Annotated in this window: 21 protein-coding genes; 9 read left to right on the top strand and 12 right to left on the bottom strand. The window is 65.6% G+C overall.

Annotated features, from left to right (window positions below; genetic code table 11):
* Nucleotides 1-65 precede the first annotated feature (65 nt).
* From AC58EF_RS15840 to rimP, 4 genes are all read right to left on the bottom strand, one after another.
* The gene (locus AC58EF_RS15840) at nt 66-728 is read right to left on the bottom strand and encodes a DUF448 domain-containing protein (protein ID WP_497277333.1); all 663 of its coding nucleotides are present in this window, start codon (nt 726-728) and stop codon (nt 66-68) included.
* A 63-nt stretch (nt 729-791) separates the two neighbouring features.
* Entirely contained in the window at nt 792-1028 is a 237-nt protein-coding gene (locus AC58EF_RS15835) for a tautomerase family protein (protein WP_497277332.1), read from the bottom strand.
* 6 nt (nt 1029-1034) lie between these two features.
* Nucleotides 1035-2606 (bottom strand): transcription termination factor NusA, encoded by a 1572-nt coding sequence (nusA, locus tag AC58EF_RS15830; RefSeq protein WP_497277331.1) that lies wholly within the window; start codon nt 2604-2606, stop codon nt 1035-1037.
* A 14-nt stretch (nt 2607-2620) separates the two neighbouring features.
* Nucleotides 2621-3145 (bottom strand): ribosome maturation protein RimP, encoded by a 525-nt coding sequence (gene rimP, locus AC58EF_RS15825; RefSeq protein WP_497277330.1) that lies wholly within the window; start codon nt 3143-3145, stop codon nt 2621-2623.
* A 258-nt stretch (nt 3146-3403) separates the two neighbouring features.
* On the opposite strand from rimP, the gene AC58EF_RS15820 reads away from it, so the two are divergent.
* The gene (locus AC58EF_RS15820) at nt 3404-4537 is read left to right on the top strand and encodes a PQQ-dependent sugar dehydrogenase (RefSeq protein WP_497277329.1); all 1134 of its coding nucleotides are present in this window, start codon (nt 3404-3406) and stop codon (nt 4535-4537) included.
* Nucleotides 4538-4699: 162 nt separating this feature from the next.
* Nucleotides 4700-5818, top strand: a complete 1119-nt coding sequence (locus tag AC58EF_RS15815; protein WP_497277328.1) for an NADH:flavin oxidoreductase/NADH oxidase — start codon at nt 4700-4702, stop codon at nt 5816-5818.
* A 35-nt stretch (nt 5819-5853) separates the two neighbouring features.
* Here AC58EF_RS15815 and pyrG read toward each other — a convergent pair whose 3' ends face one another.
* From pyrG to tpiA, 3 genes are all read right to left on the bottom strand, one after another.
* Entirely contained in the window at nt 5854-7485 is a 1632-nt protein-coding gene (gene pyrG / locus AC58EF_RS15810) for a CTP synthase (RefSeq protein WP_497277327.1), read from the bottom strand.
* A gap of 90 nt (nt 7486-7575) precedes the next feature.
* Nucleotides 7576-7962, bottom strand: coding sequence for a preprotein translocase subunit SecG (secG, locus tag AC58EF_RS15805; protein WP_497277326.1), 387 nt, complete (start codon nt 7960-7962; stop codon nt 7576-7578).
* A gap of 191 nt (nt 7963-8153) precedes the next feature.
* Nucleotides 8154-8915 (bottom strand): triose-phosphate isomerase, encoded by a 762-nt coding sequence (gene tpiA, locus AC58EF_RS15800; RefSeq protein WP_497277325.1) that lies wholly within the window; start codon nt 8913-8915, stop codon nt 8154-8156.
* A gap of 202 nt (nt 8916-9117) precedes the next feature.
* Here tpiA and AC58EF_RS15795 point away from each other — a divergent pair, with 202 nt between their 5' ends.
* On the top strand, nt 9118-11070 hold the full coding sequence (locus AC58EF_RS15795; RefSeq protein WP_497277324.1) for a SurA N-terminal domain-containing protein: 1953 nt from the start codon (nt 9118-9120) through the stop codon (nt 11068-11070).
* Between the two features lie 19 nt (nt 11071-11089).
* A complete protein-coding gene (trpE, locus tag AC58EF_RS15790; RefSeq protein WP_497277323.1) occupies nt 11090-12607 on the top strand; it encodes an anthranilate synthase component I in 1518 nt (505 codons plus the stop codon).
* Nucleotides 12608-12623: 16 nt separating this feature from the next.
* On the opposite strand, the gene AC58EF_RS15785 is transcribed toward trpE, so the two are convergent.
* Both AC58EF_RS15785 and AC58EF_RS15780 read right to left on the bottom strand, forming a co-directional pair.
* The gene (locus AC58EF_RS15785) at nt 12624-13361 is read right to left on the bottom strand and encodes an extensin-like domain-containing protein (protein WP_497277322.1); all 738 of its coding nucleotides are present in this window, start codon (nt 13359-13361) and stop codon (nt 12624-12626) included.
* A 3-nt stretch (nt 13362-13364) separates the two neighbouring features.
* Nucleotides 13365-14135 carry an NUDIX hydrolase gene (locus tag AC58EF_RS15780; protein ID WP_497277321.1) on the bottom strand — a complete coding sequence of 257 codons (771 nt, stop codon included), beginning with the start codon at nt 14133-14135 and terminating at the stop codon, nt 13365-13367.
* 137 nt (nt 14136-14272) lie between these two features.
* On the opposite strand from AC58EF_RS15780, the gene AC58EF_RS15775 reads away from it, so the two are divergent.
* A complete protein-coding gene (locus tag AC58EF_RS15775) occupies nt 14273-14905 on the top strand; it encodes a glutathione S-transferase family protein (protein WP_497277320.1) in 633 nt (210 codons plus the stop codon).
* A 118-nt stretch (nt 14906-15023) separates the two neighbouring features.
* Here AC58EF_RS15775 and AC58EF_RS15770 read toward each other — a convergent pair whose 3' ends face one another.
* On the bottom strand, nt 15024-15773 hold the full coding sequence (locus AC58EF_RS15770) for a Bax inhibitor-1/YccA family protein (protein ID WP_497277319.1): 750 nt from the start codon (nt 15771-15773) through the stop codon (nt 15024-15026).
* A 148-nt stretch (nt 15774-15921) separates the two neighbouring features.
* On the opposite strand from AC58EF_RS15770, the gene thpR reads away from it, so the two are divergent.
* A complete protein-coding gene (gene thpR, locus AC58EF_RS15765; protein WP_497277318.1) occupies nt 15922-16479 on the top strand; it encodes an RNA 2',3'-cyclic phosphodiesterase in 558 nt (185 codons plus the stop codon).
* Between the two features lie 9 nt (nt 16480-16488).
* Here the strand turns inward: thpR and AC58EF_RS15760 are convergent, their stop codons facing one another.
* A complete protein-coding gene (locus AC58EF_RS15760) occupies nt 16489-17034 on the bottom strand; it encodes a superoxide dismutase family protein (protein WP_497277317.1) in 546 nt (181 codons plus the stop codon).
* Nucleotides 17035-17115: 81 nt separating this feature from the next.
* Entirely contained in the window at nt 17116-17529 is a 414-nt protein-coding gene (locus AC58EF_RS15755; RefSeq protein ID WP_497277316.1) for a VOC family protein, read from the bottom strand.
* Between the two features lie 102 nt (nt 17530-17631).
* Between AC58EF_RS15755 and AC58EF_RS15750 the strand changes: the two genes are divergently transcribed.
* The 3 genes from AC58EF_RS15750 (at nt 17632) to trmFO (ending at nt 20693) form a co-directional block, all read left to right on the top strand.
* Nucleotides 17632-18180 carry a GbsR/MarR family transcriptional regulator gene (locus tag AC58EF_RS15750; RefSeq protein ID WP_497277315.1) on the top strand — a complete coding sequence of 183 codons (549 nt, stop codon included), beginning with the start codon at nt 17632-17634 and terminating at the stop codon, nt 18178-18180.
* A gap of 52 nt (nt 18181-18232) precedes the next feature.
* On the top strand, nt 18233-19222 hold the full coding sequence (locus tag AC58EF_RS15745; RefSeq protein ID WP_497277314.1) for an SRPBCC family protein: 990 nt from the start codon (nt 18233-18235) through the stop codon (nt 19220-19222).
* A gap of 127 nt (nt 19223-19349) precedes the next feature.
* On the top strand, nt 19350-20693 hold the full coding sequence (trmFO, locus tag AC58EF_RS15740; RefSeq protein ID WP_497277313.1) for a methylenetetrahydrofolate--tRNA-(uracil(54)-C(5))-methyltransferase (FADH(2)-oxidizing) TrmFO: 1344 nt from the start codon (nt 19350-19352) through the stop codon (nt 20691-20693).
* Nucleotides 20694-20696 lie beyond the last annotated feature (3 nt).

Here is a 20696-nt window from a genome sequence, read left to right as displayed (position 1 = left end):
ACGATCGAACTTAACCCTTCACTTCCGCTCCGGCCGGAAAGGCCCGCCGGCGCCTTATACCATGCTTAGTCGGTGACGGCCGGCGCATCAGCGGAGACATGCTCCCCATGCACTGGCGCCCCGTTAGCGCAACCCAGATAGCTTTCCAAGCGGCCTATGGCCGCGCGCAGACGCGATGCAGCACGCGAGTCGGTCACCGCGATATGGACGACATTATCCCGCCCCATTGCCATAGATAGGGCATCGCGGTCCACAGGCAAGACGATGCCCGCCAATTCCGTGCCTTCGGCTTCCTGTCCGACCCGCAGCGCCTGGTCCAGCTTGCGGTTGCCGTCGGCCGCCGCGTCGGCGGCGTGGAGTAGCAATCGCACCTGACCCTTGCGGCAGGCGACATCGATCTTTTCCGATCCGGTGAGCAGCATGGAGGCGCGCGCCTCCAGCCCAAGCCGGTCGAGCAGCGCCTTGCGCAAGCCATCCTCGATCATCGCGGGCAGCGTTTCGGGAATCTGTAGCGCGCCATCCTTGAAGGACCGTGCGAGCGCGCCTTTCAGCTTGCCCTTGGCCAGCGCGGTTTCCAGTTCGGCGCGATTGACGCCGATCCACGCGCCCCGTCCCGGCGCCTTGGCGCGCAGATCGGGCAGCACTTGCCCCTCCGGCCCCACGGCCAGACGGATGAGCGTTTCGGGATCAGCACGGTCGCCGGTCAATATACATTTGCGTTCGGTCATGCGCGCTCCTCCGCCAGAACGGAAGAAAGGGCAAGTCCGACGCTATGGGGAGCGTTTATTCTCTCATCGGGGAGTGACCGCAGCATTTGCGTCCTCCCTTGGTGAAGAGGGTGTATCGCGGTCGGCGATCAGTTGACCGCCGGCCCCGTAATTTTCGGTCGGGATTTCGGAAATCACCACCTGCACGGCGCCCGCCGGCTTCCCCAGCCGCTCCACGAGCGACCGGGTGACGTCGGCAACGATCGCGGCTTTCTGCTCGCGCGTGGCGCTGCCGGCCAGACGGATGTCGACAAAAGGCATGGAGACTTACGCTTCCTCGTCGAACCAATGGGCGCGGGCGGCCATGATGATCTCATTACCCTGCTCGTCGCTGAGACCATAGGCGGCGAGGATGCCACCCTTGTCGTCGCTGTTGCCATCCGACTTGCGGCGGCGCTGGTCGACGCGCTTCTTCTGCACCAGCTCGTCGGTGGCGAGGTCGGCAAGGTCATCGAGCGTCTTGATGCCCGCCTTGCCCAGCGTCACCAGCATCGCTTCGGTGAGGTGCGGCATGTCGGCCAGCGCATCCTCGACGCCCAGCGACTGGCGCTCTTCGCGCGCAGCGGCTTCCCGGCGGTCGAGCGCTTCCTGCGCGCGGCTCTGGAGTTCGGCGGCCAGGTCTTCGTCGAAGCCTTCGATCGCGGCCAGTTCCTCGACGCTGACATAGGCAACTTCTTCCAGCTCGCCAAAGCCTTCGGCGACCAGAAGCTGCGACAGCGTCTCGTCCACGTCCAGTTCGTTCTGGAACAGTTCGGAACGGGCGACGAATTCCTTCTGGCGCTTCTCGCTGGCGTCGGCCTCGGTCATGATGTCGATCGCTTTGCCGGTCAACTGGCTGGCGAGGCGGACATTCTGGCCGCGGCGGCCGATGGCGAGCGAAAGCTGATCGTCGGGAACGACGACTTCGATGCGTTCTTCTTCCTCGTCGATGACGACGCGGGCGACCTGCGCGGGCTGGAGCGCGTTGACGACGAAGGTCGCGGTATCTTCCGACCAGGGAATGATGTCGATCTTCTCGCCCTGCATTTCCTGCACGACGGCCTGGACGCGGCTGCCCTTCATGCCGACGCAGGCGCCGACCGGATCGATGCTGCTGTCACGGCTGATGACGCCGATCTTGGCGCGCGAACCCGGATCGCGGGCGGCCGCCATGATGGTGATGACGCCGTCGTAGATTTCGGGGACTTCCTGCGCGAACAGCTTCTTCATGAATTCGGGGTGCGCGCGGCTGAGGAAGATCTGCGGACCGCGATTTTCGCGGCGCACGTTCAGCACGACCGAGCGGATGCGGTCGCCGACGCGGACGACTTCGCGCGGAATCTGCTGGTCGCGGCGGATCACGCCTTCGGCGCGGCCCAGATTGACGACGACATGGCCGAACTCGACCGACTTGACGACGCCGGTGATGATCTCACCCACGCGGTCTTTATATTCTTCGAACTGGCGCTCGCGCTCGGCGTCGCGGACCTTCTGGAAGATGACCTGCTTGGCCGACTGGGCGTCGATGCGGCCCAGGTCGATCGCGGGCAGCGGATCGACGATGAAGTCGCCGACGACCGCGTCCTGCTTCAGCTTGGCGGCCTGCTTGAGGTCCACCTGCTTGAAATAATCCTCGACCACCTCGACCACTTCGACGACGCGCCACAGACGCAGGTCGCCGCTGTCGGGGTCCAGCTTCGCGCGAATGTCGTTCTCCGCACCGTAGCGCGCGCGTGCGGCGCGCTGGATCGCGTCCTCCATCGCCTCGATGACGATGGCCTTGTCGATCATCTTTTCCGACGCCACCGAATTGGCGATGGCGATCAGTTCTGCCTTGTTGGCGGAAATGGCGTTGGCCATGACGTTATGAACCCTTACTCTTCGGTTTCAAACTCGTCCGCCCCATCGGAGGAGAGCGGCATAGTAGCAGCAATCAGCTTGTCGGTCAGCACCAGCTTGGCGTCGCCCACAAGCGCGAAAGGAATGGCGACGTCGCCCGCCTTGGCGTCGGCGAAAAGGATATCCTCCCCCTCGACACCGTTCAGGACGCCGCGAAAGCTCTTGCGGCCCGACACGATTTCGGTCGCATTGATCTTCGCCTCATGGCCCGCCCATTCGCGGAAATCGTGCAGGCGGGTCAGCGGCCGGTCGATGCCGGGCGAACTCACTTCCAGGCGATAGGCTTCCTCGATCGGGTCGGCCTCATCCAGCACGTCCGACAGACGGCGGGAAATGGTGGCGCAATCCTCGATCACCAATTGCTTGGTGGCAGGATTTTCAGCCATGATCTGGAGCGTATGGTCGTCGCCCGTCCCGAACAGCTTGATGCGCACGAGGTCGAAGCCCAGAGCCTTCACCTCGGGTTCGATCAGCGCGGTCAGTGCGGCGATGTCCGCCATGCAGTCTCCAGATACGAAATATGTGCGTCTTCCCGTGCCGCGAGCTTCCGCCCGCGACCCCGACATGTTTGACGATGTAAGGAAGCAAGGGCGATATAGGCGGGGCGCGGAAAATCTGCAACAAATTTAATCCCGACACATTTCCGTTGGGGCTGAGCTTGTCGAAGCCCATCACTTTCTTTCAAAACAAATGAAGAAAAGCCGTTGGCTTCGCCGACCTACGGTTCGACAAGATCGGGGCGAACGGAGATAGAGATCATGCGTCACTCATTGGCCTTCACCCTTCCCCTCCTGCTGATCGCCTGTTCGGGCGACGGGGCCAACAGCCAGACCGCCGCGCCGACACAAAGGCCGTTCAAGTCTTCCACCATAGCCGACTTCGATTCGCCCTGGGCGATGACTTTCCTGCCCGACGGCCGCGCGCTGGTGACGGAGAAGGCGGGCGAGATGATTCTGTTCGATCCGAAGAACGGCACCAAGATTCCGGTCGCGGGCATTCCCAAGGTCGACAGCGCGGGACAAGGCGCGCTGATGGACGTGGTGCTCTCCCCCGGCTTCGCGAAGGACAAGACCGTCTATTTCAGCTTTTCCGAGGAGCGCGACGGCGTGAAGGGCGTGGCGCTGGCCAAGGGGGCATTCAACCAGGCGAGCGACGGGACGACGAAACTGGATGGCGTGCAGGTCATCTTCCGCGCCAGCCCCTATGTCGAAGGCAACGGCCATTATTCGGGCCGCATCGCCTTTTCGCCCGACGGCAAATATCTCTTCTTCACCAATGGCGAGCGGCAGAAGTTCGACCCCGCGCAAGACCCCAAATCGACGCTGGGCAAGGTGCTGCGCCTCAACCCGGACGGCACGCCCGCAGCAGGCAACCCCCTTGCGGCGAAGGGCTTCAACCCCGCCATCTGGTCCTATGGCCATCGCAACCTGCTGGGCATCGCCTTCGACGCGGACGGACGGCTGTGGGAGCAGGAAATGGGGCCGAAGGGCGGCGACGAGGTCAACCTCATCAAGCCGGGCCTCGACTATGGCTATCCCAAGGTATCGAACGGCAGTCATTATGACGGCCGCGACATTCCCGACCATGCGCCCGGCGACGGCTTCGAAGCGCCGAAAGTTTCATGGAACCCGGTCATCTCGCCGGGCGGACTGCTCTATTATTCGGGCGATCTCTTCCCGCAATGGAAGGGATCGCTGTTCATCGGCGGCCTGTCGAGCCAGGCGCTGATCCGGGTCAAGCTGGACGGCGAGAAAGCGGAAAAGGCCGACCAGTGGGACATGGGCGCGCGCATCCGCGAGGTCGAGCAAGGCCCGGACGGCGCGCTCTGGCTGCTGGAGGATGGACGCGAAGGATCGCAGGGCCGGATGCTGAAGCTGACGCCGGTGAGTTGACCCAAGCCCCGTTCGCTTCGAGCCCTTCGACCGCCTGTCGGCGACAGGCGGTCAGGGCTCGAAGCTGACGGAGATACATAAGCCACATCTGCCACTGGCAGCCGGGCCTGCCAGCCCCTATCTCCGCGCCGCTTCCTTCCCTCTCCTCCATCGGAGTACCCCATGAGCGGTCCCAAGCTGTTCCAGCCCTTCCATGTCGGCGACATCAGGCTCGACAATCGCATCGTCATCGCCCCCATGTGCCAATATTCGGCCGTGGACGGGGAAATGACCGACTGGCACCTCATCCATCTCGGCCAGCTCGCCCTGTCGGGTGCCGCGCTGCTGACGATCGAGGCGACCGCGGTCCTGCCGGAGGGACGGATCAGCCATGCCGATGTCGGCCTGTGGGACGACCGCACCGAGGCGGCGATGAAGCGGGTGCTGGACGGCGTGCGGCGTCATAGCGATATGCCGATCGCGATCCAGCTTGGCCATGCGGGGCGCAAGGCGTCGACGCAAGTACCGTGGCAGGGCGGCGCGCAGGTTGCGCCCGATGCGGTCCATGGCTGGCAGACGGTCGCCCCTTCTCCCCTGCCCTTCACACCCGGCACCAATGCCCCGATGGAACTCGACCGGGCGGGGATCGAGCGGCTGCGCGACGCCTTCGTCGCGGCGGCGAAGCGGACCGACAATCTGGGGCTGGATGCGGTGCAGCTCCATGGCGCGCACGGCTATCTGATGCACCAGTTCCTCTCGCCCCTCTCCAACCGGCGCGATGATGAATATGGCGGCAGCCTCGAAAACCGGATGCGCCTGCCGCTGGAGATTTTCGAGGCCGTGCGTGCGGCCTTCCCGGCCGGCAAGGCGGTGACGATGCGCGTGTCGGGCACCGACTGGGTCGAGGGCGGCTGGGATGTCGAACAGACGATCGCATTTGCCCAAGCGCTGGAGGCGCGCGGATGCAGCGCCATCCATGTGTCGAGCGGCGGCCTCGATCCGCGACAGGAGATTCCGGTCGGTCCCAGCTATCAGGTGCCGCTCGCCCGCGCGGTGAAGCAGGCGGTGGCGATGCCGGTGATCGCGGTGGGCCTGATCACCGACTATGAGCAGGCCGAGGCGATCGTCGGCACCGGCGACGCGGACCTCATCGCGATCGCGCGCACCATCCTCTACGACCCGCGCTGGCCCTGGCACGCGGCCGCCCATCTGGGCGCATCGGTGAAGGCCGCCCCGCAATATCTGCGCTGCCAGCCGCGCCAGTACCGGCATCTGTTCGACACGCCGAAGACGGAGGGCTGAAACGAAAAACGGGGCCTTGTCGGCCCCGTTTCCATTTATACCAACCGGCTCTGCTTGACCGCCGCCGCGATGAAGCTGGCGAAGAGCGGATGCGGGTCGAAGGGCTTGGATTTGAGTTCCGGGTGGAACTGCACGCCCACGAACCAGGGATGATCCGGCCGCTCGACGATCTCCGGCAACGTGCCGTCGGGCGACATGCCCGAGAAGATCAGGCCGCCCTTTTCAAGTCGGTCGCGATAGCTGGCATTGACCTCGTAGCGATGGCGGTGGCGCTCGCTGATCTCGGTCGCGCCATAGATGCCCGACACGACGCTGTTGCCGTCCAGCCTGGCCGGATAGGCGCCCAGCCGCATGGTGCCGCCCAGATCGGTTTCGGCGGTGCGCTGCTGCAGCCCCTCCTTGCTCATCCATTCGGTGATGAGGCCGACGACCGGCTCGGACGTTTCGCCAAATTCGGTGGTGGAGGCGTCGGCGATGCCCGCCGTGTTCCGCGCGCCCTCGATACAGGCCATCTGCATTCCCAGGCAAATGCCGAAGAACGGCACGTCGCGTTCACGCGCGAACCGGACCGAGGCGATCTTGCCCTCCGACCCGCGCACGCCGAAGCCGCCGGGGACGAGAATGCCGTGCATCGGTTCGAGGCTGACGGCGAGATCCTCGCCCTTCTCGAACAATTCGGCGTCGATCCACTTGATGTTGACCTTCACCCGGTTGGCGAGGCCGCCATGATGCAGCGCTTCGTGCAGCGACTTGTAGGCGTCGAGCAGGCCGACATATTTGCCGACCACGCCGATCGTCACTTCGCCTTCGGGGTTGAGCTGGCGATCCATGATGTCGTCCCAGCGCGCCATGCTGGGCGCGGGCGCATCACTGATACCGAAGGCGCGCAGCACTTCCTCGTCCAGCCCTTCCGCATGATATTGCTGGGGGACGGCATAGATGCTGCTGGCGTCGAGCGCAGGGATGACCGCTTCGGGCCGGACGTTGCAGAAAAGCGCGATCTTCTTGCGCTCGCCCTCAGGCAGCGGATGTTCGCAGCGGCAAAGGAGAATGTCGGGCTGGATGCCGAGCGAGGTCAGTTCGCGCACGCTATGCTGGGTCGGCTTGGTCTTCAGCTCGCCCGCCGCCGCGATATAGGGCACCAGCGTCACATGGACGAAGATCGACTGGCCGCGATCCAGATCATTATGCAGCTGGCGAATCGCCTCCATGAAGGGCAGCGATTCGATGTCGCCCACCGTGCCGCCGATTTCGCAGAGCACGAAGTCGAGATCGTCGGTGTCGGCGAGCGCGAACGCCTTGATCTCGTCGGTGACGTGCGGGATCACCTGCACCGTCGCGCCCAAATAGTCGCCGCGCCGTTCGCGCTGGATGATCGTCTGATAGACGCGGCCCTGCGTCACATTGTCCGACTGGCGCGCCGAAACCCCGGTGAAGCGCTCATAATGGCCAAGGTCGAGGTCGGTTTCCGCCCCATCGTCGGTCACATAGACTTCGCCATGCTGATACGGGCTCATCGTGCCCGGATCGACGTTGAGATAGGGATCGAATTTCCGAATGCGAACACGGAAACCTCGCGCCTGCAACAATGCTGCAAGCGAAGCGGCCATCAGGCCCTTGCCAAGCGAGGAGACCACGCCGCCGGTGATGAAAATATACCGCGCCATGGGAGTGGAGGCTTAGCCTTTCGGAACAACAAAGGGCAAGCGCGCGAATCCACGCGCGCTTAAAAAAAGATCGAAAGATCGGTGAATTGTTTAGTTGGCGAGCGGAACCGCGCCATTGGACGCCGGGGCCGGGGTCGTTGCCGAGGCAGCATTGCCGGCCGCACCCGCCAGCGGATCGGCGTTCGGGATCGCCGGAGCGTTCTGCGTGGCAGGCGCCTGCTTCACCAGCGAGGTGTCGATGTCGCTGGGCGCATGGCGCACCGAGGCGATGACCGCCATGACGATCGACAGCAACACGAAGATGCTGGCGAGGACCGTGGTCGAGCGGGTCAGGAAATCCGCCGCGCCGCGCGCCGACATCAGCCCCGCCGGGCTGCCGCCCACGCCCAGACCGCCGCCTTCCGACTTCTGCATCAGGATGACAGTGACCAGCAGGGCGGCGACGATCGCCTGGACGACGAGGAGGAAGGTGAACATTGCGAGTTTCTGTCCGGTGAAGGAGTGCGTTGGCGCGCACATAGCGACGATGGGGCGCGGGGGCAACCTGTGAGGGACGGCTGCCTCATCCCGGACACATCTCCGTTCGTTTCGAGCGAAGTCGAGAAACGCCGCCACAGCGCTCGTCGCTTCTCGACTTCGCTCGAAGCGAACGGACGTTGCGCTTTATGTCAGGCCGCAGCCGCCATGCGCTGGTCGGCCGCCTCGATGATCGGGGCGAACTTGGCCGCGGTCAGGCTGGCGCCGCCGACCAGGCCGCCGTCGACATCGCCGATCGCCATCAGATCGGCCGCATTGTCGCCGTTCATCGACCCGCCATAGAGGATTCGCACCTTGTCCGCTTCCTCGCCGATCCGGCTCGCCAGCGCGGCGCGCAGGGCGGCGTGCATGGAGGCGACCGCCTCCATCGTCGGGATGCGGCCGGTGCCGATCGCCCAGATGGGTTCATAGGCGACCGCCAGCCAGTCGGCCGACGCGCCTTCGGGCAGCGACGCGAGCAACTGCGCCGACACGACGTCTTCCGCCTTGCCCGCATCGCGTATGTCGATCGTCTCGCCGACGCAGAGGATGACGTTGATCCCCGCCTTGTGCGCGGCGACCGACTTGGCGGCGATGTCGGCATTGGTTTCGCCGCGCGCTTCGCGCCGTTCGCTATGGCCGGTGATGACCCAGGTGGCGCCCGCTTCGGCCAGCATTTCCGCCGACAGCGATCCGGTATAGGCGCCGCTCATGTCCATATGGCAGTTCTGCGCGCCGACGAAGGCCGCGCCGCGCCGTTCCGATCCCGCCATGATCAGCGTCGCGGGCAGGCACAGGCCCACTTCCACCGCCGGATGCGCCGCCGCCACGCGGCCGATCGCCTCCACTTCGCTCAGATGCGCGCGCATCCCGTTCATCTTCCAGTTGCCGACAACCAGCTTTCGCCTGTTCATCCGCCTCGTTTCCCTTGTGGTTATTGCTGCACGTCGCTCCCGCCCTTCCGCCGCCGGTTCGTTGCCCGACGTCTCCCCGGAAGAAGAAGGAACTGAGGAAAGCCGATGAACGGCGCTCACGCATTTGTCCAGTGCAAGCCTTGCCCACGCGCCGATCCGCCCTTAAAGCGGGCCGCCACACAGCCGCAGTTCCGGAAAACCCATGCTTTCTGTCTTTCGCAGCATCATCCGCTCCAAATTCGGCGCGCTTTTCGCGATCCTGTTCCTCGGGATCATCGCCGCCGCCTTCATCATGGGCGACATCACCAGCGGCAAATTCGGCAGCGGATCGATGTTCGGCGGCGGTTCGGCCGCCAAGGCGAAGGGCCGGACGCTGAGCCAGGGCGAGTTTCAGGACCGCGTCCAGCGCGTGTTCGAAAATGCCCGCCGGTCGAATCCGGGCCTGCAAATCAGCGACTTCTTCGCGCAGGGCGGCGCGGCCCAGGTCTATGACCAGCTGGTCGCATCGCTGACGCTGCGCGCCTTCGCCGACGATCAGGGCGTGCATATCAGCAAGCGGCTGGTCGACGCCCAGATCGCGCAGATCCCCGCCTTCCAGGATGCGGCCGGCAATTTCAGCCAGGATAATTTCCGCGCGCTGCTGACCCGCGAGCGGCTGACCGAGCAAGCGCTGCGCGACGATATCAGCCGTGAAATCCTCCAGCGCCAGTTGCTGGCGCCCATCGGCCTTGGCGCGCGCCCGTCGGAAACCTTGGTGCTGCCCTATGCCTCGCTGCTACTGGAAGCGCGGCAGGGCACGGTCGCCGCGATCCCGGCGGTCGCCTTTCTCGACGAGAAGAACCCGACCGACGCGCAGCTGACCGACTATTACAAGAAGAACAGCGCGCGCTTCACCATCCCCGAACAGCGCCGGATCCGCTACGCCGTGGTCGACGCCGCCCGCTTCGTCCAGGCGTCGCAGCCGTCCGAGGCGGAGATCAGCGCCTATTACAACCAGAACAAGGCCGCCTATGCCGCCAAACAGAGCCGCAGCGTCGAGCAGTTGGTGCTGCCGACGCAGGCGGGCGCGAAGGCGATCGCCGACCAGGTGAAGGGCGGCAAGAGCCTGGCCGACGCCGCCAGGGGCGCGGGCCTTGCCGTGGCGACGCTGGCCGACCAGAGCCGCGAGGCGCTGACCGCTTCGGCGAGCAAGGCCGTGGCCGACGCCGCCTGGGCCGCCAGGCAGGGCGAACTGGTGGGGCCGGTGCGCGGATCGCTGGGCTGGCTGCTGCTGCGCGTCACCGCCGTCAACGAAACCGCCGCCCGCCCACTGGCCGCCGTGCGCGGCGAGATTATCGAGACGTTGCGCGCGCGGAAGGAAAAGCAGCTGCTGACCGACTTCACCGGCAAGCTGGAGGACCAGATCGCCGATGGCGGCACCTTCGAGGAAGTGGTGAAGGATAATGGCCTGACGCTGGAGACCAGCCCCGCGCTGCTGTCGACCGGCAAGCAGGTCAAGGATCAGGCCTATGCGCCCGGCCCCGACCTCCAACCGCTGGTCGCGCCGGTCTTCGCGATGAGCGCCGACGACGATGCGCAGCTGGTGCCGATCACTCCCGACAAACGCTATGCGCTGGTCGCGCCGGGCCAGATCGTCGCCGCTGCGCCCCCGCCGCTGGCCGAGGTCAAGCAGCTCGTGCTCGCCCAATATAAGCTCAACGCCGGCAATCTGAAGGCGAAGGCGCTGGCCGAGCAGATCCAGGCAAAGGTCGCCAAGGGCGGAAGCCTGGCCGACGCGATCGCGCAGGCCGGCGTCAAGCTGCCCGCGCCGCAGGTGCTGGGCGGCCGCCGCGCCGACATCATGCGCGGCGAGCAGCGCCCCCCGGCCGAGGTCGCCATCCTCTTCTCGATGGCGGCGAATACGGTGAAGACCCTGCCCATCGGCCAGGATCGCGGCTATTTCGTGGTCCAGCTGAACAAGATCGAGCGCGGCGACGCCAAGGCCCAGCCGCAGCTTCTGGCGCAGGTGCGCGACCAGCTGGGCGAAGTGATCGGCCAGGAATATGGCGAGCAGTTCGAACGCGCGGTCGAAAAGGAATTGAAGGTCACGCGCAACGCCAATGCCGTGGCGCAAGTCCGCCAGGCCCTGTCCGCCACCAACAGCGGCGACCAGTAAAATGGTGGCCAAGGGGGGAATGGGCGCCGGGGGCACGGACGGTGTGAACTTTGCGCGCGCCGCGCTGGCGCGGGGGGAATCGGCTTTGGTGTGGCGACGGCAGATCGCCGACACCGACACGCCGATCTCTGCTGCGCTGAAGCTGTTCGAATCCGACCGTGGCGATTATCTGCTCGAATCGGTCGAGGGCGGCGCGGTGCGCGGCCGTTACAGCCTGATCGGTCTCGCGCCCGACCTCGTTTTCCGCGCCAACGGCCAGAGCGCCGAAATCAACCGCCACTGGGCGACCGATCGCGACGCCTTCGCGCGGACGAGCGCCGGCGCGCTCGACGCGCTGCGCGCGCTGGTGGCCGAATGCCGGGCGGAAATGGACCCGGCGCTGCCGCCTGCGCTTGCCTGCCTCGTCGGCTATTTCGGCTATGAGACGGTCGGGCTGGTCGAGAAACTCCCCCGCCCCGCCCCCAATCCGATCGGCGTGCCCGACATGCTGTTCGTGCGGCCGACCGTGATCCTGATCTTCGATCGCCTCGCCGATCAGCTCTATATCGTGTCGCCGGTGTGGAAGGGCAGCTTCACCGATCCCGATAAGGCGATCGGGGCCGCGCTGGAGCGGATCGACGCCATCGCCGCGCGACTGGCCGCACCGCTGCCGGGCCTCCCCGCGCCCGCCGAGATCGCCGATGTCGAAGTGATGCCGGTGCTGGAGCCGGGCCGCTATGCGCAGATGGTCGACGCGGCCAAGGACTATATCGTCGCGGGCGATATTTTTCAGGTGGTGCTGGCGCAGCGTTTCACCAGCCCCTTCACCCTGCCGCCCATCGCCCTCTATCGCGCGCTGCGGCGGATCAACCCGTCGCCCTTCCTCTATTATCTCGACCTGCCCGGCTTCGCGCTGATTGGCTCGTCGCCGGAAATTCTCGTCCGCGCCCGTAATGGCGAGGTGACGATCCGCCCGATCGCGGGGACGCGGCCGCGCGGCAAGAACGCGGTCGAGGATGCCGCCAATCGCGAGAGCCTGCTCGCCGACCCCAAGGAGCGGGCCGAGCATCTGATGCTGCTGGACCTGGGCCGGAACGATGTCGGCCGCGTCGCCGCCGCCGGATCGGTCACGGTCACGGAGAGCTATACCGTCGAATTCTACAGCCATGTCATGCACATCGTGTCGAACGTGGTCGGCCGGCTGGCCAGCGACAAGGATGCGATCGACGCGCTGTTCGCCGGTTTCCCGGCCGGCACCGTCTCGGGCGCGCCCAAGGTCCGCGCCTGCGAGATCATCGCGCAGCTGGAGCCGGAAACGCGCGGCGCCTATGCCGGCGGCGTCGGCTATTTCGGGCCGGACGGCAATATGGACAGCTGCATCGTGCTGCGCACCGCGGTCCTCAAGGACGGCGTCATGCACGTCCAGGCGGGCGCCGGGATCGTTGCCGATTCGAACGCCGAATATGAGCAGCGCGAGTGCGAGGCGAAGAGCGGCGCATTGCTGGCGGCCGCGCGCGAGGCGGTGAGCGTGGCGCGGGAAAGCGGCTTCGGGCAGTAAGGCAACATCCGTCCGTTCACCGGCACGCCCGCCATCCGGTCGCGCCGCGTTCCGCCTGGTCAAGGTGAAAATGGTCGCGATGGGCCGCATTATAGTCGGGTGACAGCACGGTCGAGAACAGGCCGCACGCCCCATCGCGGACTTCGCGCAGGAAGGCAGCGTCCGTCCCCCCATCCTTCCCTTCGCCCTTCCAATCGTTCAGCACGCTGACCTGCCGCCCGTCCTTCAGCACGAAGGCGGCGACGTCGATCGCATCGGCAGTGGCATGTTCGCTGAAATCCCCCTGGCTGCGGCCATACATCCGCCGACAGCTATAGCTGCCGAAATGACGGATGCTGCGCACCGGCTGGCCGAAGATGCGCTGGGCGGCCGGCTGCACGACCTGCCATTCCCAGAGCTTGAGCGCGGCGACCACCGGACAGGAGGGCGCAACCGACATGGGGACCAGCGCGATGGCGCCCGGCTCGTGCTTCAGCCGCACCGCATCGGCATAGGCGCAATGATCCGCGCCGCCGGGCTTCATCGACACATAGGCGATTCCCGCCCGGTCGAGCAGCGCCTTGCAGCCGGCCGTATCGCCGGTCAGCGCGGCCAGCTTGCGGCCGGTGAAGAGGCCGATGGGCTGGGCAAGGTCAAGATCGGTCCAGGGCAGATCCTGCGGCCGCTGGCGCAGCCAGACATAGGCCAGGAACAGCAGGAGCAGGATACCGCCCCACAGGACAAGATGGCGCAACGTCAGATGCAGCCTGCGCATCCGTCAGGCACGCCGGACCTGCCGCAAGGGTTCCGACGTGACCGGATAACCGAGATGTGCCGGGATGCAGAGATGCGCCTCGCCGTCCCGCTCCTCCCTCCATGGGCGGACCTTCTCCACGGGGAAGGCGCCGGCATGGGCAACCAGATCGGCATGGGAACTAAATAGCGCCAGCCGTTCCAGATTGCGCCGGGTCGGGAAGATGATCCGTCCCTCTCCCGCGTCGCAGCGCGCCAGCGTGTCGGCGGCGCTGCTCCAGAAGAGCCGCACATTTTCGGTCGTATCGACGCTCGCCACCTGCGCTTGCGGCGCGCGGGCGAGATAGAAGCGGGTGTCGAACACCCGCGCCGCCCGTTCGAAGGGCGCGGGATGCCAGCGAGCGAAGGGCGTGAGCGCATCGAGCGCGAGACCCAGCCCATGCCGGTCCAGCAGTTCGCCAAGCGGCTTGCCGTCATGCAGTCCGTCGCGCAGGCGCAGCACCACCGCTGCATCGACCGGCCCGGTCAGGCCGATACCCAGTCCGGCTTCCTCGATCGTCTCGCGAATCGCGGCGATGCGCGCGGCGGCCTCGTCCGGGTTCAGCGCGCCGCCGATCCGCGCCGCCAACATATGATCGTCCGCGTCGAGCGCGCCGCCAGGAAAGACCAGCGCGCCCGCGGCAAAAGCCATGGTGGATGCACGTTCCATCATCAGCAATTCGGGGGCGCCATCCGGCCGGTCACGCACGATCACAACCGTCGCGGCGGGACGGCCTGCATCTTTTTCCTCTGTCATGAAACCGCTCTAAGCGCTCGACGCCCGCACCGCCAGTCGGACATGCGACGGGCTGCGCGAAGGAACCGGGTGGCGCCCGGCGCGTCCTTGCGTCACCTTCCATTTCCCGACTCAGGCCAGATTCAGGAGAGCGCGCCATGTCCCTCGATCTCGTCTTCTACACCAATCCCATGTCGCGCGGGCAGATCGCCCGATGGATGCTGGAGGAGGTCGGCGAAGTCTATGAAACGGTGATCCTTGATTATGGCGATGACGGGATGAAATCGGCCGACTATCTGGCGATCAACCCGATGGGCAAGGTGCCCGCGATCGTCCACCAGGGCAGGATCGTCACCGAATGCGCCGCCGTCTGCGCCTATCTGGCCGACGCTTTTCCCGCCGCGAACCTCGCCCCGCCGCCGGGCGAACGGCATGATTATTATCGCTGGCTCTTTTTCGCCGCCGGGCCGGTGGAGGCGGCCGTCACCAACAAGGCGATGGGCTTCGCCCTGCCCGAAGGCCGCGAGCGCAGCGCCGGCTATGGCAGTTTCGACGACACGATCCATGCGCTGGAAAGCGCGGTATCCGGTGATGGCTGGATTTGCGGCGACCAGTTCACCGCCGCCGACGTCTATGTCGGGTCGCAGATCGACTGGGGGCTGAGCTTCAAGTCGATTCCCAGCCGCCCCGCCTTCGAAGCCTATGCCGCCCGTCTGCGGACACGTCCGGCCTACAGGCGGCAGAAGGAGATAGACGGCGCGCTGATCGCGGAGATGCAGACGAAGGGTTGAGCGTCATCTCCGTTCGTTTCGAGCGCAGTCGAAAAACGAACGGCTCTTGGGTTCTTCCAAACGGAAAGGCCCGGCAGATCGCTCTGCCGGGCCTTTCCGTTTCAGTCCGCGTAACGGATCAGTCGCGGTTGCCGCCCATGAAGCGCAGCAGGAACAGGAACATGTTGATGAAGTCGAGATAGAGGTTCAGCGCCCCCATCACCACCGACTTGCCCATCATGTCCGTGCCCGCGACATGCGCATAGATGCTCTTGATCTTCTGCGTGTCATAGGCGGTGAGGCCCGCGAACAGCAGTACGCCAAGGCAGCTGATGACCAGGTCCATCGCGCTCGACTTCAGGAACAGGTTGATCAGCATCGCCACGAACAGGCCCACCACGCCCATGATCAGGAAGGTGCCGAAGCCCGACAGATCCTTCTTGGTGGTGTAGCCCCACAGGCTGAGGCCGGTGAAGGCGGCGGCCGTCGCGAAGAAGGTCTGCGCGATCGAGGTGCCGGTATAGACCAGGAAGATCGACGAGAGCGACAGGCCCATCACCGCGGCATAGATCCAGAAAAGCGCCTGCATCGTCGCCGTCGACAGGCGGTTAATGCCGAAGCTCATCACCATGACGAACGCCAGCGGCGCGAACATGATGACATATTTGAGGATGCCGGGGCCGCCGAGAATCTGGAGCGCCAGACCGCTGGACGCGAACAGCATGGCGACCACGCCCGTCAGCAGGACGCCGCTCGCCATATAATTGTAAACCGACAGCATATAGCGGCGCAGGCCGGCGTCGAACGCCTCGCCACGCGCGGCGGTGGCACCGCCGAAGCCCGGAATGCCGGACGGGGCGCCGGAACGGGGGTCGGACCAGTTGGCCATGAAAATCATCTCCTTTGACGGCGTTCAGTGCCGATGACCCCATTATCGGTCGAACGCGGCCGGACTTCAAGATAAACCGGAAGGCGGGGCCGCAAAGAACCGGCCGAAAGATCATGGCGGATCGCGCGCGCGGCCCTATATCCATGTCATGCACCGTCTGTTCGTGGCCATCCGCCCGCCCGCCGCCATCCGTTCGCTGCTGCTGTCGCTGGCGACCGGCATTCCCGGCGCGCGATGGCAGGACGACGACCAGTTGCACCTGACCCTGCGTTTCATCGGAGACGTCGACCGCCACCGCGCCAACGACATTGCCGACGTGCTGTCGGCCATCCGATTCGCGCCATTCGACATCAGCCTGTCGGGCGTCGGCAGTTTCGACCGCAAGGGCGTGATCGATACGCTGTGGGCCGGCGTCCAGCCGCGCGATCCACTGGCGACCCTTCATAAAAAGATCGATCGCGCCTGTATTTCGGCCGGCCTGCCGCCGGAGGGCCGCGCCTATCTGCCGCATGTCACGATCGCGCGATTCGGCCGGTCGGGCGGGTTGGTGGACGGCTTCCTGGCGGTTCATGCAGGCCTCGCCAGCCCACCCTTCCCGGTTGAGGGCTTCAGCCTGTTCGAAAGCCGCATCGGCCACGAAGGCGCCCGCTATGAAGCGGTCGCCGATTACGGGACCGGCGGGAGCGGCATCGCCTCCCCCGCCTGATCGGGCGGATCACCCCGCCTTCAGCACGCCGCACGCAATGCGACCGCCGGCATTGCCCGTCGGGTCGCTCTTATTGTCGTCGGCCTGCGCATGGATCACGACAGCCGCGCCGTCGGCATCGAGCAGCGGCGTCTCGCCACCCTGAATCTGGCCATGCGGCACTACATATTCCATCTCGCCCGCGCCGTCCGACCCGACGAGCATGTTGGGCATGTCGCCCATATGCATACCGGCGGGATTATCCTTGCCATGCTGGCGCCCGGTCGGATTCCAATGGCCGCCCGCGCTGGTGAAGTCGGGACCGGTGCAGGTGCCGGTGGTGTGGATATGCACCGCATGGATGCCCGGCGGCACGCCCTTCGCCTTCACCACGACATGCAGGCCGTCCGCCGCCTCGGTCACGACCGCGGTCCCGCGCGCGCTGCCGTCGCCGGCGGCCAGACTGGCATGGGCGGTAGGCGCGGCGGCGGGCGCGGCCGCATCCGACGCCGTCGTGGCGCAGGCCGAAGTGGCGAGTCCGATCGGCAGGGCGAGCAGCAGGGGGGCGATCTTCATGGACAATCTCCTGAAAGGGCGCGAAAAAACTTTTGCGCGAACGCTGTAGAACGGCTTTTGTTGCCGATCCGAATCCATTTGTCACCCCACCGCGGCCGGCTCCTCCGCCGCATGACACACCGCCTCGATGTTCAGCCCGTCGGGATCGAGGATGAAGGCCGCATAATAAGCCGGACCATAATGGGGGCGCAGCCCAGGCCCGCCCTGGTCCCCGCCGCCCGCCGCCAGTCCGGCCGCGTGGAAGGCGTGGACCATCGCCCGGTTCGCGACGCGGAAGGCGATGTGCGTCCCCTCCCCCACCGTTTCATTGTCGCCGATCCAGAAAAAGGCGTCGCCATCCTCCGCTCGGCCATAGCCATGCGCCATGCCGCCGCTGCCATTCTCCGCCGCGGGGATGGTGGCGAGCCGCACAAGGCCGATCGCACCCAGCAGCGCGTCGTAAAATTCCCCCGACCGTTCGGCATCGCCGACAGCGAACCCGACATGATCGATCATGACAGCCTCTCCTTTGCCGTCACAACCATCGACCGGCATGACCGTTCCGGCTTGCGCGACTCAGAATATTCCGTTATTTCTGTTTTTACAGAAAGGAACGTCATGCCACTTCTCGACCATCCCGATGCCAAGGCGTTCCTGCTCCACTGGGGCGAGATGGGCACCCAATGGGGCGTCAATCGCTCGGTCAGCCAGGTCCATGCGCTGCTCTATCTTTCGGACCGGCCGCTGCCCGCCGACGAGATTGTCGACCAACTCGGCCTCGCCCGCTCCAATGTCTCGACCGCGCTCAAGGAGTTGCAGTCCTACGCCATCGTCCGCCGCGTCCATATGGAGGGCGACCGGCGCGACCATTTCGTCGCCGAACTGGACCTGTGGGACATGCTCACCCGCATCGCGGCGGAACGCAAGCGGCGCGAGATCGACCCGACCATCGCCCTCTTGAACGAATTGGCCCAGCGGCTGGCGAAGGATGACAGCGCTCCCGCCCATGTGCGCGAACGCATCACCCGGATGCACGAATTCATGTCGACGCTGGGCAACTGGTATGAGCAGGTCCGGGTCCTGCCCAAGCCGACTTTGGTCACGCTGATGAAACTGGGCGGCAAGGTTGCCCGCTTCCTGCCGGGCGCGAAGGCGAAGGCCGACTAAGGCCCCGTCTACACTTCCTCCTCCATGCCCGCGCATTTCGGAGATTCCAGAAATGTCTGATATTAACGACACACCCGATGCCGCCCGCACCCGCACGGCCACGATCCGCGTTCTTGCGGCCATCGGCACCGCCTTTGCCTTTGCGCTCGGCGTCTATCTACTGCTCGAAGCGCTCCAACCCGGCGGCGGCCTCATCAGCTTTTCCTTCCTGCTGATCCTCCCCGCCGCGATCACCGCCTTCGTCACCTTCGTCGGCGATCCGATGGCGACACGGAACCGCGCCTATTATATGACCATGCCGCTCTGGCTGCTGGGCGCGGTGATGCTCATTTCCATCCCCGTGTTGAAGGAAGGCATCATCTGCGTCGTGATGCTCGCGCCGCTTTGGATCGCCAGCGGCATGGTCGGCGCTTATGCCACCTACCGCCTGCGTGGACGTGCCGGGGATGGCGGCACCTATTGCATGGCCGTACTCGCCCTGCCGCTGATCGCCATGCAGGTCGAACCGATGCTTCCCCTGCCGCAGGCGACCGCGACCGTCAGCCGCTCCGTCATCGTGGATGCGACGCCCGCCAAAATCTGGCCGCTGCTGCGCGGCATCCCCGACGTCCGCCCCGGCGAAGGCGCCTGGACCTTCACCCAGGATGTGCTGGGTGTGCCACGCCCGATCGGCGCCCATATGCTGGGCGAAGGGATCGGCGCCACGCGCATGGCCAATTGGGGTCGGCAGGTGCGCTTTCGCGAACATATCATCGACTGGCAGCCGGATCGCAGCATCGGTTGGCGCTTCGACTTTCGCGGCCTCCACGCCTGGCAGTTCACCGACCGGCACCTGATGCCCGACAGCCGTTATTTCAAGGTGACGACAGGCGGATATCGCATGGAGCCGATTGGCCCCGGCCGCACCCGCGTCACCATCGACACTCATTATTGGATGCAGACCCCGGTCAACGGCTATTCCCGCCTGTGGGGCGAGCTGTTCCTGGGCGATATAGAGGATAATCTGCTTGCCCTCATCCGTCAGCGCGCGGAGCGGCCCTGATCGCCCGGACCAATCGCCCTGTCCTATCCGCTCCCGACTGGGCTATACTCCTTGCCACTGGCACCGATATGGCCCACTGGCGGGCGCAATCACCCAATCTGCGAACAAATGCGAACTCAGGCGAACCATGTCCAATCATCAGGTCCATATCATCGGCGGCGGCCTCGCCGGATCGGAAGCCGCCTGGCAGCTGGCGCAGGCCGGCGTCCGCGTCCGCCTGTCCGAAATGCGGGGAACCGGGGATATGACCCCGGCGCACCAGACGACAAGCCTCGCTGAACTGGTCTGCTCCAACAGCTTCCGCTCCGACGATGCCGACAAGAATGCCGTGGGCCTGCTGCATCAGGAAATGCGGCGGCTTGGCTCGCTCATCATGGCGCAGGCGGAACCGGCCAAGGTGCCCGCCGGCTCCGCGCTCGCCGTCGACCGCCATGTCTTTTCCGACGGCGTCACCCGCGCGCTGGCCGATCATCCCAATGTCGAGATCGTGCGCGAGCGGATCGACACGCTGCCGAGCGAGGGCATGACCATCGTCGCGACCGGCCCGCTCACCGCGCCCGCATTGGCGGAAAGCATCGGCCAGGCGGCCGGGATGGAGCATCTGGCCTTTTTCGACGCGATCGCGCCGGTCGTCCATCATGACAGCATCGACATGGAGCAGTGCTGGATGGCCAATCGCTGGGACAAGATCGGCCCCGGCGGCGGCGAGGGCAAGGATTATATCAACTGCCCGATGGACAAGGACCAGTATCAGGCCTTCGTCCAGGGGCTGCTCGACGGCGAGAAGACGCAGTTCAAGGAATGGGAGTCGAACACCCCCTATTTCGAGGGCTGTATGCCGATCGAGGTCATGGCCGCGCGTGGGCCGGAGACGCTGCGCCACGGGCCGATGAAGCCGATGGGCCTCGACAATCCGCGCACCGGCCGCTGGCCCTATGCCGTGGTCCAGCTGCGGCAGGATAATGCGTCGGGGACGCTGTGGAACATGGTCGGATTCCAGACCAAGCTGAAGCATGGCGCGCAGGTCGAATTGTTCCGTACCATCCCCGGCCTGGAAAAGGCCGAGTTCGCGCGGCTGGGCGGATTGCACCGCAACACCTTCATCCAGTCACCCAAGCTGCTCGACCCGACGCTGCGCCTTAAAGCCAGGCCGCATATCCGCTTCGCCGGGCAGATGACGGGCTGCGAGGGCTATGTCGAGAGCGCCGCGATCGGCCTGATCGCCGGGCGCTTCGCCGCCGCCGAACTGCTGGGCCATGACCTGACCCCGCCGCCAGCCGACACCGCGCTGGGCGCGCTGCTGGGGCATGTGACGGGCAATGTGGAAACGGCGGACTATCAGCCGATGAACGTCAATTTCGGCCTTTTCCCGACGCTGGACGACGTGAAGAAGAAGCAGCGCAAGGAAGCCTATACCGCCCGCGCCCGCGCCTCCTTCGGCGCATGGATGGGTGAGATGGAACTGGCCTGAACG

It is taken from the genome of Sphingobium sp. WR1 (assembly GCF_059693745.1).
Note: the sequence above shows the minus strand (reverse complement) of the source record. Positions and strands in the feature narration are given on the sequence as shown.

Coding starts and splice junctions, on each gene's coding strand:
- AC58EF_RS15840 (WP_497277333.1), bottom strand. CDS start 728: ATGACCGAACGCAAATGTATATTGACCGGCGACCGTGCTGATCCCGAA.
- AC58EF_RS15835 (WP_497277332.1), bottom strand. CDS start 1,028: ATGCCTTTTGTCGACATCCGTCTGGCCGGCAGCGCCACGCGCGAGCAG.
- nusA (WP_497277331.1), bottom strand. CDS start 2,606: ATGGCCAACGCCATTTCCGCCAACAAGGCAGAACTGATCGCCATCGCC.
- rimP (WP_497277330.1), bottom strand. CDS start 3,145: ATGGCGGACATCGCCGCACTGACCGCGCTGATCGAACCCGAGGTGAAG.
- AC58EF_RS15820 (WP_497277329.1), top strand. CDS start 3,404: ATGCGTCACTCATTGGCCTTCACCCTTCCCCTCCTGCTGATCGCCTGT.
- AC58EF_RS15815 (WP_497277328.1), top strand. CDS start 4,700: ATGAGCGGTCCCAAGCTGTTCCAGCCCTTCCATGTCGGCGACATCAGG.
- pyrG (WP_497277327.1), bottom strand. CDS start 7,485: ATGGCGCGGTATATTTTCATCACCGGCGGCGTGGTCTCCTCGCTTGGC.
- secG (WP_497277326.1), bottom strand. CDS start 7,962: ATGTTCACCTTCCTCCTCGTCGTCCAGGCGATCGTCGCCGCCCTGCTG.
- tpiA (WP_497277325.1), bottom strand. CDS start 8,915: ATGAACAGGCGAAAGCTGGTTGTCGGCAACTGGAAGATGAACGGGATG.
- AC58EF_RS15795 (WP_497277324.1), top strand. CDS start 9,118: ATGCTTTCTGTCTTTCGCAGCATCATCCGCTCCAAATTCGGCGCGCTT.
- trpE (WP_497277323.1), top strand. CDS start 11,090: ATGGGCGCCGGGGGCACGGACGGTGTGAACTTTGCGCGCGCCGCGCTG.
- AC58EF_RS15785 (WP_497277322.1), bottom strand. CDS start 13,361: ATGCGCAGGCTGCATCTGACGTTGCGCCATCTTGTCCTGTGGGGCGGT.
- AC58EF_RS15780 (WP_497277321.1), bottom strand. CDS start 14,135: ATGACAGAGGAAAAAGATGCAGGCCGTCCCGCCGCGACGGTTGTGATC.
- AC58EF_RS15775 (WP_497277320.1), top strand. CDS start 14,273: ATGTCCCTCGATCTCGTCTTCTACACCAATCCCATGTCGCGCGGGCAG.
- AC58EF_RS15770 (WP_497277319.1), bottom strand. CDS start 15,773: ATGGCCAACTGGTCCGACCCCCGTTCCGGCGCCCCGTCCGGCATTCCG.
- thpR (WP_497277318.1), top strand. CDS start 15,922: ATGCACCGTCTGTTCGTGGCCATCCGCCCGCCCGCCGCCATCCGTTCG.
- AC58EF_RS15760 (WP_497277317.1), bottom strand. CDS start 17,034: ATGAAGATCGCCCCCCTGCTGCTCGCCCTGCCGATCGGACTCGCCACT.
- AC58EF_RS15755 (WP_497277316.1), bottom strand. CDS start 17,529: ATGATCGATCATGTCGGGTTCGCTGTCGGCGATGCCGAACGGTCGGGG.
- AC58EF_RS15750 (WP_497277315.1), top strand. CDS start 17,632: ATGCCACTTCTCGACCATCCCGATGCCAAGGCGTTCCTGCTCCACTGG.
- AC58EF_RS15745 (WP_497277314.1), top strand. CDS start 18,233: ATGTCTGATATTAACGACACACCCGATGCCGCCCGCACCCGCACGGCC.
- trmFO (WP_497277313.1), top strand. CDS start 19,350: ATGTCCAATCATCAGGTCCATATCATCGGCGGCGGCCTCGCCGGATCG.